Origin of the sequence: Delftia sp. Lp-1 (assembly GCF_020523835.1) — a bacterium.
Lineage (GTDB): Bacteria > Pseudomonadota > Gammaproteobacteria > Burkholderiales > Burkholderiaceae_C > Comamonas > Comamonas acidovorans.
In genome coordinates, this window is sequence record NZ_JAJALJ010000002.1 from 580,308 (window position 1) to 597,172 (window position 16,865).

Annotated in this window: 16 protein-coding genes and 1 riboswitch; of the genes, 9 read left to right on the forward strand and 7 right to left on the reverse strand. The window is 68.5% G+C overall.

Annotated features, from left to right (window positions below; translation table 11 throughout):
* The first annotated feature begins 110 nt into the window (after nt 1–110).
* On the forward strand, nt 111–1,676 hold the full coding sequence (gene murJ, locus LGR64_RS19410) for a murein biosynthesis integral membrane protein MurJ (RefSeq protein WP_141829504.1): 1,566 nt from the start codon (nt 111–113) through the stop codon (nt 1,674–1,676).
* A 58-nt stretch (nt 1,677–1,734) separates the two neighbouring features.
* Nucleotides 1,735–2,580, forward strand: coding sequence for a SirB1 family protein (locus tag LGR64_RS19415; RefSeq protein ID WP_141829502.1), 846 nt, complete (start codon nt 1,735–1,737; stop codon nt 2,578–2,580).
* A 30-nt stretch (nt 2,581–2,610) separates the two neighbouring features.
* On the opposite strand, the gene LGR64_RS19420 is transcribed toward LGR64_RS19415, so the two are convergent.
* Together LGR64_RS19420 and purM are read right to left on the reverse strand one after the other, a co-directional pair.
* On the reverse strand, nt 2,611–3,669 hold the full coding sequence (locus LGR64_RS19420) for an AI-2E family transporter (protein ID WP_012204107.1): 1,059 nt from the start codon (nt 3,667–3,669) through the stop codon (nt 2,611–2,613).
* Nucleotides 3,670–3,686: 17 nt separating this feature from the next.
* Nucleotides 3,687–4,739 carry a phosphoribosylformylglycinamidine cyclo-ligase gene (gene purM, locus LGR64_RS19425; RefSeq protein WP_012204108.1) on the reverse strand — a complete coding sequence of 351 codons (1,053 nt, stop codon included), beginning with the start codon at nt 4,737–4,739 and terminating at the stop codon, nt 3,687–3,689.
* Between the two features lie 323 nt (nt 4,740–5,062).
* On the opposite strand from purM, the gene hda reads away from it, so the two are divergent.
* The 4 genes from hda to folK all read left to right on the forward strand — a co-directional run bounded on the left by hda (nt 5,063) and on the right by folK (nt 8,627).
* Nucleotides 5,063–5,761 carry a DnaA regulatory inactivator Hda gene (gene hda / locus LGR64_RS19430; protein ID WP_026062235.1) on the forward strand — a complete coding sequence of 233 codons (699 nt, stop codon included), beginning with the start codon at nt 5,063–5,065 and terminating at the stop codon, nt 5,759–5,761.
* An 88-nt stretch (nt 5,762–5,849) separates the two neighbouring features.
* On the forward strand, nt 5,850–6,551 hold the full coding sequence (locus LGR64_RS19435) for an HAD family hydrolase (protein ID WP_013803657.1): 702 nt from the start codon (nt 5,850–5,852) through the stop codon (nt 6,549–6,551).
* Nucleotides 6,548–8,137: a polynucleotide adenylyltransferase PcnB gene (gene pcnB, locus LGR64_RS19440; protein WP_141829500.1), complete on the forward strand. Its 1,590-nt coding sequence runs from the start codon at nt 6,548–6,550 to the stop codon at nt 8,135–8,137. The genes LGR64_RS19435 and pcnB overlap by 4 nt, the downstream gene beginning before the upstream one ends.
* Nucleotides 8,112–8,627 (forward strand): 2-amino-4-hydroxy-6-hydroxymethyldihydropteridine diphosphokinase, encoded by a 516-nt coding sequence (gene folK / locus LGR64_RS19445; protein ID WP_097205341.1) that lies wholly within the window; start codon nt 8,112–8,114, stop codon nt 8,625–8,627. The genes pcnB and folK overlap by 26 nt, the downstream gene beginning before the upstream one ends.
* Before the next feature lie 84 nt (nt 8,628–8,711).
* Here folK and LGR64_RS19450 read toward each other — a convergent pair whose 3' ends face one another.
* Nucleotides 8,712–9,680 carry a Bug family tripartite tricarboxylate transporter substrate binding protein gene (locus tag LGR64_RS19450; protein WP_034391207.1) on the reverse strand — a complete coding sequence of 323 codons (969 nt, stop codon included), beginning with the start codon at nt 9,678–9,680 and terminating at the stop codon, nt 8,712–8,714.
* A gap of 91 nt (nt 9,681–9,771) precedes the next feature.
* Entirely contained in the window at nt 9,772–10,824 is a 1,053-nt protein-coding gene (locus LGR64_RS19455; RefSeq protein WP_012204115.1) for a CDP-6-deoxy-delta-3,4-glucoseen reductase, read from the reverse strand.
* Nucleotides 10,825–10,893: 69 nt separating this feature from the next.
* On the opposite strand from LGR64_RS19455, the gene LGR64_RS19460 reads away from it, so the two are divergent.
* Nucleotides 10,894–11,913 carry an SDR family oxidoreductase gene (locus LGR64_RS19460; protein WP_170962078.1) on the forward strand — a complete coding sequence of 340 codons (1,020 nt, stop codon included), beginning with the start codon at nt 10,894–10,896 and terminating at the stop codon, nt 11,911–11,913.
* Nucleotide 11,914: 1 nt separating this feature from the next.
* Here LGR64_RS19460 and LGR64_RS19465 read toward each other — a convergent pair whose 3' ends face one another.
* Nucleotides 11,915–12,622 carry a DUF4124 domain-containing protein gene (locus LGR64_RS19465; protein ID WP_141829498.1) on the reverse strand — a complete coding sequence of 236 codons (708 nt, stop codon included), beginning with the start codon at nt 12,620–12,622 and terminating at the stop codon, nt 11,915–11,917.
* A gap of 97 nt (nt 12,623–12,719) precedes the next feature.
* Complete coding sequence (locus LGR64_RS19470) at nt 12,720–13,373, reverse strand: hypothetical protein (RefSeq protein WP_230356640.1); 654 nt, start codon at nt 13,371–13,373, stop codon at nt 12,720–12,722.
* Between the two features lie 278 nt (nt 13,374–13,651).
* Nucleotides 13,652–13,820: riboswitch (FMN riboswitch) on the forward strand.
* Nucleotides 13,821–13,929: 109 nt separating this feature from the next.
* Between LGR64_RS19470 and LGR64_RS19475 the strand changes: the two genes are divergently transcribed.
* Nucleotides 13,930–14,472, forward strand: coding sequence for a 6,7-dimethyl-8-ribityllumazine synthase (locus tag LGR64_RS19475; RefSeq protein WP_012204119.1), 543 nt, complete (start codon nt 13,930–13,932; stop codon nt 14,470–14,472).
* A gap of 175 nt (nt 14,473–14,647) precedes the next feature.
* The gene (locus LGR64_RS19480) at nt 14,648–15,778 is read left to right on the forward strand and encodes a branched-chain amino acid ABC transporter substrate-binding protein (RefSeq protein ID WP_013803650.1); all 1,131 of its coding nucleotides are present in this window, start codon (nt 14,648–14,650) and stop codon (nt 15,776–15,778) included.
* Nucleotides 15,779–15,846: 68 nt separating this feature from the next.
* Here the strand turns inward: LGR64_RS19480 and LGR64_RS19485 are convergent, their stop codons facing one another.
* Nucleotides 15,847–16,782 (reverse strand): LysR family transcriptional regulator, encoded by a 936-nt coding sequence (locus LGR64_RS19485; protein WP_230356643.1) that lies wholly within the window; start codon nt 16,780–16,782, stop codon nt 15,847–15,849.
* Between the last annotated feature and the right edge of the window lie 83 nt (nt 16,783–16,865).

The following is a 16,865-nucleotide window of genomic DNA, read 5'->3' on the forward strand; positions in this document are numbered from 1 at the left end:
CCTTGAGGGCCCAGGCCGCACGGGCCGGCCTGTTGCAACGGAGTGCAAGAGCGGCCAGGCCCGCCTGGAGCGCCGGCCGGCGGGGCATGCCAGCGCATACACTCCCCACGGTGTCACTGTTCAAAGCCGCCTCCACCGTTTCCCTGCTGACGCTGGCCTCCCGTATCACCGGGCTGGTGCGCGATCTGCTCATGGCCTCCATGTTCGGAGCCAATGCGCTGACCGATGCGTTCAATGTCGCCTTCAGGATTCCCAATCTCTTTCGGCGGCTGTTCGCCGAGGGGGCCTTCAGCCAGGCCTTCGTGCCGGTGCTGGCCGCCAGCAAGGCCAAGGAGGGGGACGAGGCCACGCGCACGCTGATCTCGCACGTGGCCACGCTGCTGTTCTGGGTGCTGCTGGTGACCTGCGTGCTGGGCGTGGTCGGCGCGCCGCTGCTGGTCTGGCTGCTGGCCAGCGGCCTGCGCCAGTCGCCCGAGGGCTATGACGCCGCCGTGCTGATGACACGCTGGATGTTCCCCTACATCGGCTTCATGTCGCTGGTGGCGCTGTCGGCCGGCGTGCTCAATACCTGGCGGCGCTTTGCCGTCTCGGCCGCCACGCCGGTGCTGCTGAACCTGGCCATGATCGCCGCCGCCTTCTGGGGCGCGCCCTGGCTGCAGGCGCGTGGCATCGAGCCCATCTATGCCATGGCCGGTGGCGTGATGCTGGGCGGCGTGCTGCAGCTGGCGGTGCAACTGCCTGCGCTGGCGCGCCTGGGCCTGCTGCCGCGCATCGGCTTTTCGCCAGCTGCGCTGCGCGAAGCCTGGGCCGAGGCCGGCGTGCGCCGCATCCTCAAGCTGATGGCGCCGGCCCTGCTGGGCGTGGGCGTGGCCCAGGTCTCGCTGATGATCAACACCCAGATCGCCTCCTATCTGCAACCGGGCAGCGTGACCTGGCTGTTCTATGCCGACCGGCTCATGGAGTTTCCGACGGCGCTGCTGGGCGTGGCGCTGGGCGTGGTGCTCACCCCCCAGCTGGCCGCTGCCAAGGCGGCCGACGACTCGGAGCGCTACTCGGCCATGCTGGACTGGGGGCTGCGCCTGGTGGTGCTGCTGTCCGTGCCGTGCGCCGTGGGCCTGCTCACTTTTGCCGAGCCGCTGGTGGCCACGCTGTTCCACCGCGGTGCGCTGCAGGACAGCGACGTGGGCCAGATCGCCCTGGCGCTGGTCGGCTACGGCGCAGGCCTGGTGGGCCTGGTGGCCATCAAGGTGCTGGCGCCGGGCTACTACGCCAGCCAGGACATCCGCACGCCCGTCAAGATCGCCATCGTGGTGCTGGTCATCACCCAACTGCTCAACCTGGTCCTGGTGCCCTTCATGGCGCATACCGGCCTGGCGCTGTCCATCGGCCTGGCGGCCCTGGTCAATGCGGGCTGGCTGCTTTGGGGTCTGCTGCGCCGGGGCGTCTACCGTCCCAAGCCGGGCTGGGGCCGGCTGGGCTTGCAGGTGGTCGCGGCCAGCAGCCTGCTGGCCGTGCTGCTGACCTGGGGCAGCCAGCATTTCGACTGGATCGCGCTGCGCGCCAACGGCTGGCAGCGTGTGGGCCTGCTCGCCGCGCTGATGGCTGCCTCGGTGCTGCTGTACTTCGGTGCGCTGTGGGCGGCGGGGTTCAAGCTGCGCGCACTGCTGCGGCGCTGAGAGGCATCGCCCAAACCCGCATAATTGCAGGCTTGGGCGCTGCAATATACAAAGCATCATGAGCTGGAGTTACGAAGACACGCCAACGGCCCTGCAATACTTTGCAGCGCTGGTGCAAAGCGATGACCACCTGCCGTTGATGGAGGCGGCAATCAGCATCGCCCAGGATGCCGTGCCCGATCTCGACCTGCAGGCGGCCAGCGCCGAGCTGGACCGGCTGCAGGTGCGCCTGCTCCAGCGCCTGGCCGGCGAAACCGATTCCCTGCAGCGCCTGCGCGTGCTCAACCAGTTCTTCTATGGCGAGCTGGGCTTTGGCGGCAATCTCAACGATTACTACGACCCGTCCAACAGCTACATCCACCACGTGCTGCAGACGCGGCGCGGCATTCCCATCAGTCTGGCGCTGATCTGGCTGGAGCTGGCTGCGGCCATCGATCTGCCGGCACAGGGCGTGAGCTTTCCCGGGCATTTCCTGGTCAAGCTGCGCCTGCCCCAGGGGCAGGTGGTGATGGACCCGCTGAGCGGTGAATCCTTCTCGGCCAACAGCCTGGCCGAGCGGCTGGAGCCCTTCTGGCAGAACGCCGGCCTGTCCGCCGAGGAGGCGGCTCCGCTGGGCATGTACCTGCAGGGCGCATCGCCGCGCGACATCCTGGAGCGCATGCTGCGCAATCTGCAGGAGATCCACCATGCGCGGCGCGACTGGCCGCTGCTGGTGGCCGTGCTCAACCGGCTGGCCGTGCTGCGGCCCGACGTGCCGGAAATCTTCCGGGACCGGGGGCTGGCCTATGCGCAATGGGGAGTGACCGAGCGCGCGCTCGAAGACCTGGAGCGCTTCCTGCATTCCCAGCAGGGCGCGCAGGCCGTGGCCGTGCGCGAGGTGATCCGGCGGCTCAGGGGGCTGTAGCGGCGGCAACCCCCAGGGTCGGAGCGCTGCTCAGACCAGCCGGACGGCTTCCAGCTCTTTCTTGAGATAGGCGTAGAACAGCGGCGCCGCCACCAGGCCTGCGGGGCCGAACACCGACTCGGCCACGAACATCACGGCCAGCAGCTCCCACACGCCCATGTGCGTGCGCTGGCCCACCACCTTGGCGTTGATCACGTACTCGGCCTTGTGGATCAGGATCAGAAAGCCCAGGCAGGCCGCGGCGGCCACCGGGGAGACCGACAGCCCCACGATGGTGATCACCGCATTGCACAGCAGGTTGCCCACGATGGGCACCAGGCCCGCGATGAATGTCAGCGTGATCAGGGCTGGCGTGTAGGGCAGGGTCAGGTTCCAGTGCGGCAGCACGCCCAGAAGGAAGATGGCCGTCAGGAAGGTATTGAAGGCCGCAATCCAGAACTGCGCCGCCACGATCTGGCGGAAGGCCAGCCCCATGAGCCGGATGCGTTCGCGCAGCGCAGCCACCAGGGGCGGGCGGCGCGTGGTGATGGGGCGCACGGCGGCCAGCGCGCCGATGATCAGGCCCACATAGGCGTACAGCAGGCCGGTAAGCCAGGCGCGGCCCGCATGGGCCAGGGCACCGGCCTTGGCTGCCAGGTAGCTGGCCAGCAGGTGCTGGATTTCCTGCGCGCCGTCCGGCAACTGGTCGGCCATGTCGGCGGGCAGCTTGTCACGCAGCTCCAGCACCGTGTGGGCCAGATAGTCGAGCAGCTCGCGGTACTGCTGCGGCGCGTCGGTGATGTAGGTGCGTGTATGCGAGAGCGCGCCGCTCAGCAGGGCCAGCGGCGCAAGAATGACGATGGTGGCTGCCACCAATTGGGTCCAGCGCGGCAGCGAGCCGCGCCGGGCCTTGGGCTGGGCCCGTGCCAGCAGCCCGGCAAGGGCGCGCGTGACCAGAAAGCCCACGCAGACACAGAGCATGCCCGGCAACAGGCCCTGCCACATGATCAGCAGCAGGGCGCCTGCCATCAGCACATAGCTGGAAAGCGTCACGCCGCGCGTGGGCGCGGGCTGCGGGGAGATGATGGGCGAGGGCAGGTGCTGGGTCATGCGCTGCGGGCCCGTGGTCAGCGGACCTCGACAGGCTCGCCCTCGCCGCGTGCGGCGATGCGTCCGATGGTGTAGACCGTCTCGCCCAGCTGCTTGAGCGTGGCGGCCGTGGCTTCGGCAGCCTCTGCAGGCACGACAACGACCATGCCGATGCCGTTGTTGAAGGTGCGGTTCATTTCCACGGCGTCGATGCCCGCCGTCTTCTGCAGCCAGGCGAACAGCTCGGTCTGGGGCCAGCTGCCGGCATCCAGGTGGGCGGCCAGGCCCTCGGGCAGCACGCGGGGGATGTTCTCCAGCAGGCCGCCGCCGGTGATGTGGGCCAGCGCCTTGATGGGGTGCTGCTCCAGTGCGGCCAGCACGTTCTTCACGTACAGGCGCGTGGGTTCCATGATGGCCTGCTTGAACGGCTTGCCGTCCAGCGATTCGGGCAGGCTGCCCTGGGCTTCGGCGCGCTCGATGCACTTGCGCACCAGGGAGAAGCCATTGGAGTGCACGCCGGCCGAGGCCAGTCCCAGCACCACGTCGCCTGCGGCCACGCTCTGGCCCGTGAGGATCTTGGATTTTTCGACTGCGCCCACGGCAAAGCCCGCCAGGTCGTATTCACCGGCCGGGTACATGCCAGGCATTTCGGCGGTTTCGCCGCCGATCAGTGCGCAGCCCGACAGCTCGCAGCCGCGTGCAATGCCGCCGACCACGGCAGCGGCCGTGTCCACGTCCAGCTTGCCGCAGGCGAAATAGTCGAGGAAGAACAGGGGCTCGGCGCCCTGGACCAGCACGTCGTTGACGCTCATGGCCACCAGGTCGATGCCCACGGTGTCGTGCATGTTCCACTCGAAGGCCAGCTTGAGCTTGGTGCCCACGCCATCGGTGCCCGAGACCAGCACGGGTTCCTTGTAGCGCTTGGGCACCTCGAACAGCGCGCCGAAGCCTCCGATGCCGGCCATCACGCCTTCGCGCATGGTCTTCTTGGCCAGCGGCTTGATGCGCTCGACCAGCGCATCGCCAGCGACGATGTCGACGCCGGCGTCTTTGTAGGAAATCGGGGTAGAGGAGGGGGCAGAAGAGCTCATGGATGGGTACGGTGCGGTAGGCCCGATGCCGGGCTGGAACCCCGGGATTCTACGGCGCCGGCCGCCGGCAGGCGCGCGCGCCAGTGGGCTTCGAGGGGGCTTTCGTTGCACATGCGGGCCGGCTGCCGCCGTGCCGGGCGCCGCGCAGACTAAAATCCCTCGTCCGCCCGGGAGCTCCCGGGCGTTGTCCGCCTTGCCGCAGCGCTGCGCCGAGGCGGGCCTGTCTTTGCTCTCAACCCAATGCCGTTGCCGATTCCTCTGCCTGCTTTTGCCGCATGGACCCGCCTGGACACAGGAAAGGGGGCGCTGCGCGTATGTCGCAGATGAAGCAGCTGGCTCTGGATATCAGCATGGCGTCGAGTCCGACGCTGTCGCGCTTTTTCGTCGGTCCCAATGCCGCAGTGATCGATCATCTGCGCCACTGGGTGGGCGACGGCCGCATGCAGACCGCCCGCACGCCGGTGCCCACCTATCTTTGGGGCGAGTCGGGCTCGGGCAAGACCCACCTGCTCAAGGCCGTGCGCGAGGCGCTGCGCGAGCAGGGCGCCATGGTGGGCTGGATGGATGCATCCACCCTGTTCCCGCCGCCGTTCGACGAGCGCTGGGCGGCGGTGCTGATGGACGACGTGGACATCTACACTCCGCTGCAGCAGGCGCGGGCCTTCAACTGGTTCGTGAATGCGACGAGCCCGGCCACGGGCTCGCCGCGCTGGGTGCTGGGAGCCGGCCCCCTGCCGCCGGCCGACCTCAAGCTGCGCGAGGATCTGCGCACGCGGCTGGGCTGGGGCCATGTGTTCCAGCTGCAACTGCTCGATGAAACCGCGCGCCGCGCGGTGCTGCGCCAGGAGGCCGATGCCCGTGGCGTTTTTCTGGGCGACGATGTGATGGACTACATGCTCAAGCGCTTCTCACGCGACCTGGGCAGCCTGATGCAGCTGCTCGACATGCTCGACGGCTTTGCGCTTCGCAACAAGCGCGCCATCACCATTCCGTTGCTCAAGACGATGCTGGAAACCGAATGAGCCCACATTCTCGTGTGGGCAGGGACTGCGGGAGCCGGCGGAGCCTGCGTTGCAAGGGCAGCGCGGGACCCATTTTTTTAGGATATGCATGACCTCTGATCAGAAGCAACTCCGGCCCCGGCTGGCGTTGTTCGACCTGGACCATACGCTGCTGCCGCTCGATTCGGACTACGAATGGGGCGAGTTCACGACGCGCATCGGCTGGACCGATCCGGCCGAGTTCGGCCGCCGCAACGCCGAGTTCTTCGCGCACTACCAGGCCGGCACGCTCGACGTGCACGACTATGTGCGCTTTGCCACCGAGGCCTTCTGCGGCCGTGGCGCGCAACAGGCCGACGAGGCGCATGAGCGCTTCATGCGCGAGGTGATCACCCCCGCGATCCGTCCCCAGGCACTGGAGCTGCTGCGCACGCACCAGCAGGCGGGCGACCAGATCATCATCGTCACGGCCACCAACGAGTTCGTGACGCGCCCCATTGCCGCCGCACTGGGCGTGCAGGAGCTGATTGCCGTGGAGCTGGAGCGCGACGCCCAGGGCTGGTTCACGGGCGAGATCCGTGGAACGCCCAGCATGCGCGACGGCAAGGTCCAGCGTATGCAGCAGTGGCTGGATGCGCGTGGCCTGGACTGGGGCGGCGTGGAGAGCTTCTTCTACAGCGACTCCTGGAACGACGTGCCCCTGCTCGAACGCGTGGACCACCCCGTGGCCACCAACCCCGACGCACGGCTGCGCGCCCTGGCCCAGGAACGTGGCTGGCGCATTCTGGACCTGTTTGGCGAAGCACCATGATCAAGAACATCATCGACAAGCTGCTGGGCAAGACCTCGGCTGCCCCCCGCGCCCGCAAGTCCCCCTTCGGCAAGCGCCAGGAAGTGCCCGTGCAGGTGCACGGCATCGATCCCAACCTGGTGGACCGGCGTGCCATCGACGTGGTCGAGACGCTGCAGGACGCGGGCTACGAGGCCTACATCGTCGGCGGCGCCGTGCGCGACCTGCTGCTGGGCCTGCGCCCCAAGGACTTCGACGTGGCCACCAATGCCACGCCCGAGCAGGTCAAGGGCCTGTTCCGCCGCGCCTTCATCATCGGCAAGCGCTTTCGCATCGTGCACGTGGTCTATGGCCGCGGGCGCGAGAACGAGGTCATCGAAGTCTCCACCTTCCGCGCCTTCCTGGACAACAGCGCGGCCGAGGCCGTGAGCGGCAACGAGCGCACCAGCAAGGCCCAGCTCGCCGGCATGCACCATGCGGTGGACGCCAGCGGCCGCGTGCTGCGCGACAACGTCTGGGGCCCGCAGGACCAGGACGCCACGCGCCGCGACTTCACCATCAACGCCATGTACTACGACCCGCGCACGCAGATCGTGGTGGACTATCACAAGGGCATCGACGACGCCAAGAAGCGCATGCTGCGCATGATCGGCGACCCGGCCACGCGCTACCGCGAGGACCCGGTGCGCATCATCCGCGCCGTGCGCTTCGCGGCCAAGCTGGCGGGCAAGGGCTTCAAGATCGAGCCCAAGACCGCCAAGCCCCTGGTGGAGTGCGAGCCGCTGCTGGCCGATGTGCCGCAAAGCCGCCTGTTCGATGAAATGCTCAAGCTGCTGCAGACCGGCCACGCGCTGGCCTCGGTGGAGCAGTTGCGCGGCCTGGGCCTGGCACGCGGCATCTACTCGCTGCTGGATGTCGTGGTCGAGCGCGCGGAGCAGCCCTTTGTGCGCGCCGCGCTGACCGACACCGACCGCCGTGTCGAGGAAGGCAAGCCCGTGGCCCCCAGCTTCCTGCTGGCCTGCGTGCTGTGGCATGACGTCAAGACCGGCTGGGAGCGCCGCCTGAACCAGCGCCAGCACCCCTTCCCCGCGCTGCAGGAATCCATCGACGAAGTGTTCGACCAGCGCATCGGCGATGTCTCGGGCCGCGGCAAGCTGGCTGCCGACATGCGCGAGATCTGGGTCATGCAGCCGCGCTTTGACAAGCGCACCGGCGCCACGCCGTTCAGCCTGGTGGCCCAGCCGCGCTTTCGCGCGGGCTTCGACTTCATGCGCCTGCGCGCCGACATCGGCGAGGTCGATGAAAGCCTGGCCAGCTGGTGGCAGGAATTCCAGAACGCCGACGACGCGCGCCGCGACGACCTGATCGCCCAGGCCCGCGACGAGCAGCGCGCCCGCCAGCGCAGCGCCGAGCCCAAGGTGCACCGCGTGGCCAAGGCCCGCCCTGCGCGCGAGGACGCCGGCGCTGGTGAAGCGCAGCAGGCCGACGCACCTGCCGCCTCCTTGCCCCAGGTGGAGGGTGAGGAAGGGTCAGCGCCCAAGAAGCGCCGCCGCCGTCGCCGCAAGCCACAGGGCGGTGGTGATGGCGCCGTGGGCGGGGATGACTGAGCCGGGGCACTGGGTCGCCATTGGCCTGGGCGCCAATCTGGGCGACCGGGGCCAGGCGCTGGCCCAGGCGCTGCAGGCCATTGGCGGGCTGCCGGGCACGCGCCTTGTGGCCGTGTCCTCCCTCTACAGCACGGCGCCCGTCGACTCCAGCGGTCCGGACTACCTGAACGCCGTGGCCGCCGTGCACACCACGCTGCAGCCGCTGGCGCTGCTCGATGCGCTGCAGGCCATCGAGCTGGCGGCCGGCCGTGAGCGTCCCTACCGCAACGCACCGCGCACGCTGGACCTGGACATCGAACTGTGGGACGACGAGCGCATCGCGCTGCCGCGCCTGAGCGTGCCGCACCCGCGCATGCACGAGCGCGCCTTCGTGCTCGTGCCGCTGGCCGAGATCGCGCCTGAGCGCGTCACGCCCGCGCAACTGCAGGCCGTGGCGGGGCAGGGCATCCGCCTGGCGCACAAGCCTGGCTGGCATCTCAGACAAGCCTGAATCCCGAAAGTGGCCTGAATGAAAAAGCCGCAGCGCCCTGAGGGCGGCTGCGGCTTTTTGCCAGGCGGGACGCGGCGGATCGGCTCAGTCCACCTTCGCCCCGGAGGCCTTGACGATGGGCTGGTACTTGGCGCGCTCGGCGGCCATGAACCTGTCGAATTCGGCGGGTGTGGAGGACACGGGCTCGGCCATCAGGGTCTCGAAGCGGGTCTTGGTCTCGGGCGCGGCCAGTGCATCGCCAAAGGCCTTACTCAGCTTGTCCAGCACGGGCTTGGGCGTGCCGGCCGGGGCCACCAGGCCCCACCAGGTGTCGATGGCAAAGCCGGGGAAGGTCTTGGACAGTGCGGGCACGCCGGGCAGCAGCGTGGTGGGGTTCAGCGTGGTCACGGCCAGCGCCTTGAGCTTGCCCGAGCGGATGTTGGGCGCCGCGGCGGCCAGGTTGTCGATGTTGAAGTCCACCTCGCCCGACAGCAGGGCCAGCTGGGCCGGGTTGGCGCCGCGGTAGGGCACGTGAAGGGCGAAGATACCGGCCTTTTGCTTGAGCATTTCGCCGGCCAGGTGGCCCGCGCTACCGTTGCCGCCGCTGCCGTAGTTGAGCTTGCCGGGGTTGGCCTTGGCGTAGGCGATCAGGTCGGCCACGCTGTGGATCTTGAGCTGCTCGGCACGGGCCGCGTTCATCACCAGCACATTGGGCACGCGCACCATCTGGGTGATGCCGGCGAAGTCCTTGCCCGCGTCATAGGGCATCTTGGCGTACAGCCAGGGATTGACGGCATGGGTGGCCGTGGCGGCCAGGCCGATGGTCATGCCGTCCGGCGTGGCGCGGGCAATGGCGTCGGCGCCGATGTTGCCGCCGGCGCCAGCCTTGTTGTCGATGATCACCACTCCCAGGGAATCACGCACCCGCTCGGCCAGCGCGCGCGAGGTGATGTCCAGCGGACCGCCGGGCGCATAGGGCACGATCAGGCGGATGGGCTCTTGCGCCAGGGCAAGCGGGGAGGCCAGGGCAGCAGCGGCCGCCATGACCGAGAGAAGGCTGTTTCTACGGTTCATAGGGGCGCTATTGTGCAAAAAAATTGCGACACCTGGCGGTACGCAGGTATGCAGAGCAGTTTTTCTGCGTATTGATTGATCTGCCCTGGCTTCAGGCAGCCTTGTCGGCTTCCGTGGTGAATGCGTCGGCGTAGAACTCTTCGTCGGGCAGGCCACGCTGGTGCACATAGGCCTGGTGCGCGGAATCGACCACGATGGGCGCGCCGCAGGCATAAACCTGGTGGCCCGAGAGGTCGGCAAAATCGTCCAGCACGGCCTGGTGCACGAAGCCCGTGCGGCCGGTCCAGGCGTCTTCGGGCAGGGCATCCGAGACCACGGGCACGTAGCACAGCTGCGGCATGGCTTCGGCCTGTTCGCGCACCCAGGCATCCATGTAGAGGTCTTCGGGGCGGCGGCCGCCCCAATACAGGGTGACGGAGCGGTGGATGTCCTTGTGGCGGATGTGCTCCAGCAGCGCCTTGATGGGCGCGAAGCCCGTGCCCGAGGCCAGCAGGATGACGGGCTTGTCGCTGTCCTCGCGCAGGAAGAAGCTGCCGAACGGGCCTTCCACGCGCAGGATTTCCTTTTCCTTCATGGCGCCGAACACATGGTCGGTGAACTTGCCGCCCGGCATGTGGCGGATGTGCAGCTCCAGCCCCGGCGCCGTGTCCTGCACGTGGGGGGCCGTGGCCATGGAGTAGGCGCGGCGGGCGCCGTCGCGCAGGATGAACTCCACGTACTGGCCTGCGTGGTAGCGGAACTTGTCTGCGGCGGGCAGTTGCAGGCGCACCTGCATCACGTCGTGCGACTTCTTCTCCAGCGTGGCCACGCGCACGGGCATTTTCTTGATGGGGAAGGCGCTGGCATCGGTGACCTGGCGCGACTCCAGCACCACCGAGGTGGCCGGCCTGGCGCAGCAGGTGAGCACATAGCCGTCGGCCTCTTCCTGGGCGGTCAGCGCCTTGTCGGCATGCGGGCCATGGGTGACGTCGCCACTGAGCTTCTTGCACTTGCAGGAACCGCAGGCACCGTCCTTGCAGCCATAGGGCAGGCCCACGCCGGAGCGGATGGCGGCGGCCAGGATGGTCTCGCTGCCCTGCGTGGCGAAGGCGCGGCCGCTGGGCTGTACGGTGATTTCGTGGGAAGCGTTGGCTATCTCGGTCATGTTCTCGGTATCCTCGGGGGCGCTGGCGGGCGCGTGGAGCGCGCCGTCGATCTTCTTTCCCGGACGGACATGCCGCTGCCGCGACCGGCGGCGCGCGGCTGGCCGCCCTCGCAACAGGCCAGGATTTTGCCCTCAAACCAAAACCCATTGGGCGCGCTGCCGGCGCGCTTTCGACGCGAACGCGTGCTCATCGTCGGCTGCGGCGACGTGGGGCTGCGCGTGGCTGGTGCATTGGCGGGCGCGCCCGGCGCGCGCTCCGGTGCCGCACGACGGGGCCCGCGCGTGCTGGCCCTGACGCGTGGCGCCGAGCGCCTGCAGGATCTGCGCGGGCGCGGCATCACGCCGCTGCTGGGCGATCTGGACGCACCTGCCACGCTGCGCCGTCTGGCCGGCCTGGCCACGCGCGTCGTCCACCTGGCGCCGCCGCCCAATCCGCCCGCTGGCGAAGAGGGCTGGTGGCTGGACCCGCGCACCACGGCCCTGCTGCGCGTGCTGCGCCGTCGCGGCCGGCCGGCGAGCCTGGTCTATGGCTCGACCTCCGGCGTCTATGGCAACTGCGAGGGCGCCTGGATCGACGAAAGCCGCCCGCCCGCACCGGCCACGGCGCGTGCCCAGCGCCGCGTGAACGCCGAGCGTGCCGTGCGCTTTGCCGGGCGCGGCGGGCTGCGCGCCAGCATTTTGCGCATCCCGGGCATCTATGCGCCGGACCGGGAAAACGGTACGCCGCGCGGGCGCCTGCTGCGCGGCACGCCCCTGCTGTGCGCCGCAGAGGATGTCTACACCAACCACATCCATGCCGACGACCTGGCCCGCGCCTGCGTGCGGGCGCTGTGGCGCGGCCGGCCGCAGCGCATCTACCACGCCAGCGACGATACGCAGCTGCGCATGGGGGACTATTTCGACTTTGCGGCCGATCTCTACGGCCTGCCGCGCCCCGCGCGCATCACGCGCGAGCAGGCACAGCGCGAACTGCCGGCCAGCCTGCTGAGCTTCATGGGGGAGTCACGCCGCCTGCGCAACCAGCGCCTGAAGGCCGAGCTGGGCCTGCGCCTGCGCTACCCCACCGTGGAGCAGGGCCTGCGCGCGTGAATCAGCGCGGATGGATGCCGCCGTTGGTGTCGTAGCAGCGGAATACGTTGCAGTGCGAGATGGGCGCCGAAGGCGGCAGCGGCTGCGGCGGCACGGGGCGCCCGACGATCCACGGCCGGTTGATGGCATTGGGCTGCAATGCACGCGATTGCTGCAGCTGCTCATAGGCCTTGGGGCCCAGGCAGGCCATTTCCATTTGCTGCTGGGCGGCCTGGCTGCGCGGGCCCCAGGTGGCGGGATCGGGATTGGCCTCGGCCAGGATGGTGTCCAGACGGCGGCGCGCCTGCTGGCAGGCAGGTGAGTCGCCGCTGTCGCGCTGGGCCGAGTTTTCGCGCTCGCGCCGGCTGCGCGCCTCGCGCTCCTGCTGCTGGGCGCGCGCGCGGCGCTCGGCCTCTTCGCGGGTCAGTTGCTGGTTCTTGCGCTCTATGGCGGCGGCGGACTGCGCGCGCTCGCGTTCCAGCTCTTCGGGGCTGGGGGCTTCCTGCACCTGCACGCGGTTTTCGCCGTCCTTGCAACTGCTGTTGGTGTAGGTGACGCGGCCAGTCTTGGCGTCCGTGCAGCGGATGACCTGGGCCGAGGCCGGGCCTGCGGTGAGCGCCACCACCAGCGTTACAAGCATCGGTACAAGCGCCGCCAGCCCCCGGCGCGCGGCCGCCGATGAACGGCGGCCGTGCGCCGGGGGCTGGCAAAGGTCTTGGATGCGGTGCATGGCGGTTTCCTTTCCCATCACAAGCGGCACAGGGATGTGGTGCATTGCCGATTATGGTGCGCAGCGCAGGGGGCTGGACATGCCGCTGGTCAGCCGTTCAACGCCAGTGGCGCGGATCCTGCGTGGGGTAGGGGTTGCCGCCGCCCTGGCTTTCGCGTTGCATGCGCTCAATGGCGCGTTGCTGCTGCTCGCGGTCACGCTGCTGCTGTTCCCGGTCGCGTTGCTGGCGTTCACGATCGCGTTGCTGCTGGCCCTGGTCGCGCTCGCGGTCCCGCTGCTGGCGCTCGGCTTCGCGGCGCTGCTGCTCCTGCATGCGCTCGCGCAACTGGCGGTCGCGGTCCTGTGCCTGGCGGTCGCGGTCTCTGTCGCGCTCGCGCATTTCACGCTCGCGTTGTTGGCGGTCGCGCCAGGCATCGCGGTTGCGTTCCTGCTGGATGCGCTCGCGCTCGTACTGCAGGCGCTCACGTTCGCGCTGCAGGCGCTGGCGCTCGTACCAGCCGTTGTCGGGATAGGCGGGCTGCGTGGGATAGGAGGGGTAGATGACGCCGCCGCCAGAGGGGTAGCTGGGGTAGGTCGGATAGCTGGGGTAGCTGGGGTAGCCGGAGCCCATGTCCGAGTAGCCATCGGGCGGCACGGCGCAGGCGGTGACCAGGGCGGCGAGGCCAAGGCCGGCCAGCAGGCGCAGCATGCGCAGGGGGCGCAGGTCACGCTGCTGGTGTGGCTGCGTGGTGGGGGCGTTGGAACGGGGCATGGTATGGGGTCCGGGCAAAGGCGTGTTTCCTGTCTGGATCTCTTCCTATGACGTTTGACAGGCCGTATTGGTTGACCTGGGTCGTCCTTGCAAGGCAACAAGGGCGACAGCGGAGCTTCTATTTTGATAGCAATTCGCCCATATTCTGTAGGTGTTGCCAGATGAATTGCGCAGGCGTGGTGCGCAAGCGCGCCTGCCGCCCCGGTCGCGTCAATGGCTTGCGGGCGCGGCTAGAATGGCCTCTGTCTTTGGCGGTGCGCAGTCCGTGCGCCGCAAAGCAGCGTTCTCAGGGCGGGGCGAAATTCCCCACCGGCGGTATCTGGATCTGTCTTTCGGCATGTGTCCAGGAGCCCGCGAGCGCCCGGCAAGCCGCAAGGCCGGCCGGGGTCAGCAGATCTGGTGAGATGCCAGAGCCGACGGTCACAGTCCGGATGAAAGAGATCGCGCAGCACCTGCATGGCAGGCGCCATGCCCATGGTTTTCCCATGGGCTGCGCCGCGCCATGCGGCGCCATGGCGCGCGCCCTGATTCATTTGTCTCATCTTGAAAGAGCACCATGAATCAGACTCCTGTCTCCTTGAATTTCTCCGCACACGGCACGGCCTCGGGCACGCCGTGGAGGGCCGTCGCGGGCCGCAGCCGCGTGGCCGTCATCTGCGCGAGCTGGCATACCGATGTCGTGCACCAGGCGCGCGACTCCATGGCGGCCGAGCTGCAGGCCCAGGGCGTGGCCGCGCAGAACATCAGCCACTTCAATGTGCCCGGCGCCTTCGAGATCCCGCTGCTGGCCAAGAAGCTGGCCGACACTGGCCGCTTCGACGCCATCATCGCCTGCGCTCTGGTGGTCAATGGCGGCATCTACCGCCATGAGTTCGTGTCCTCGGCCGTGATCGACGGGCTGATGCGCGTGCAGCTCGACACCGAGGTGCCCGTTTTCTCCGCCGTGCTCACGCCGCGCGACTTCCACGAGCACGGCGACCATGTGGAGTTTTTCCGCGCCCACTTCGTGAAGAAGGGCGTGGAGGTGGCCCATGCCTGCCTGGCGGCCCTGGACCAGCTGGCCCAGGTGCAGGCGCTGGGCCAGGCCCGCGCGGCCTGAGTTGCAAGCGTCGCCTGCGTCGCCCGTTGCGGCGCGCCACCCAGCACAGCTTTGGGTGGGGATGGATGCTCGTAAACACTGAGTTGGTGCCGAGTGTCGCGGCCCCGTCACGCGGCATTGCCAAGCCGCGATGACGGGAATAACGTGACGGCCTGTTTCAACTGAGGAGTGCGCGATGAAGATGTCCCGGAAGTTGTGTATTGCGGCCGTCGTGGCCGGCATGGGTGGCGTGGCCATGGCCCAGGAGCAGGTGATCCGCATCGGCCACATCGGCCCGGTGTCCGGTCCCCAGGCCAATTTCGGCAAGGACAACGAAAACGGCGTGCGCATGGCCATCGACGAGCTCAATGCCAAGGGCATGGAGATCGCCGGCAAGAAGGTCAAGTTCCAGCTGGTGGCCGAAGACGATGTGGCCGATCCCAAGCAGGGCACGGCCGCCTCGCAGAAGCTGTGCGACGACAAGGTCGCCGGCGCCGTGGCCTTCCTCAACTCGGGTGTGGCCATTCCCTCGTCCAAGGTCTTCCAGGACTGCGGCATTCCCATGATCACGGGCGCGGCCACCAACCCCGACCTGACCAAGCCCGGCTGGAACACCACCTACCGCGTGATCGCCAATGACAACGCGCTGGGCGCGGCACTGGCCAAGTACGCTGCGCAGACGCTCAAGCTCAAGACCGTGGCCATCATCGATGACCGCACGGCCTACGGCCAGGGCCTGGCCAATGTGTTCAAGAAGGATGCGGAAAAGCTGGGCGTGAAGGTCGTGGCCTCGGAGTTCACGAACGACAAGGCCACGGACTTCATGGCCATCCTGACCTCGATCAAGGCCAAGAAGCCCGATGGCATCTTCTACGGCGGCATGTACGGCCAGGCCGGCCCCATGCTGCGCCAGATGGCCCAGCTGGGCCTGAACGATGCCAAGTACTTCGGCGGCGACGGCCTGTGCGTGCCCGAGCTGGCCAAGGTGGCAGCCGGTGCCAAGCCGCTGGACAACGTGATCTGCGCCGATGGCGGGGCCTCGCTGGCCAAGATGCCCGGCGGCACGGAATGGAAAAAGCGCTACGACGCCAAGTACCCCGGCCAGTTCCAGGTCTACAGCCCGTACTTCTACGATGCCACCATGATGCTGGCCGACGCCATGAAGCGCGCCAACTCCTGGGACCCCAAGGTCTACATCCCCTTCCTGCAGAAGGCCGACTACTCGGGCGTGACCTCGAAGATCGCCTTCGAGAAGAACGGCGAGATGAAGAACCCCTCGTACACGCTGAGCGTGTTCAAGAACGGCCAGAAGACAGCCCTCGACTGAGCGAGCGTCCTTCCTTCGTTTTCATGCCCGCCCCGTGCGGGCTTTTTTTCGTGCGCTGTCCATGATCCTCAGGCTGCGGCCGGCGCATCGACCACGCCCGGCAACCGGGCCAGATAGGCCTGCAAGGCAGCGATGGCCTGGCGCACCTTGGCGGGCTGGGCCTGGCGCTGCGGGGTGACGGCCCAGATGTCGAGGCCGCCGAAGTCCCAGTCGGGCAGCAGGCGCACCAGGCGGCCTTCGGCCACAGTGTCGGCCACGTCCATGCTGCCCAGCAGGGCCAGGCCCAGGCCCGCCTCGCACATCTGCTGGATGGACAGCTGGTTGTTGCTGGCCACATGCGGCAGCACCTGCAGGCTGTAGGTCTCGCCCGTGTCAGGGTGGCGCGCCTCGGCACGCAGGGCCTGGCCCTGGCCCTCGCGCGCCAGGCCCAGCCAGCGCATGCTGGCCAGCGGTGCCGGGTGGCGCCAGGCCACGCCGCCACCCTGGGCCTGTATCCATGCGGGCGAGGCGCACAGCCAGTTGCGCATGGCGCCCAGGCGCCGGGCGGCCCAGCCGGAATCGGCCAGCCGGCCGAAGCGCAAGGCCAGGTCGATGCGGCTTTGTATGAGGTCGATGGGCGCGTCGTCCACATCCAGGTGCAGGCGCAGTGCGGGGTGCCGGGCCAGCCAGTGGCCCAGGGCCGGCGCGATGTGGCGGGCAAAGCCCACGGTGGCTGACAGGCGCAGCTCGCCGCCGGGCTCGTCGCGCGCGGCCGCCAGCTCGGCCCGCGCCTGGCTGGCGGCCTGGGCCATGGCGGCGCACTGCTGGTAGTAGCGCTCGCCCGTGTCGGTCAGCGCAATCTGCCGGGTGGAGCGGTGCAGCAGGGTGACGCCGCCATCGCGTTCGAGCTGGCGCACCTGCTGGCTCACGGCCGAGGGGCTCATGCCCAGGGCACGCGCGGCGGCGCTCATGGAGCCGTGCTGCACCACGGCGGCGAAAACGGCCATGCGTTTGTAGTCATCCATGGGTTGTATTGTGAAGCTGTACTTCAAGGTCTTGGTAAAAATTGCCGTCTACCGCACGCATTGTGAATGGCGTAATCTCAATG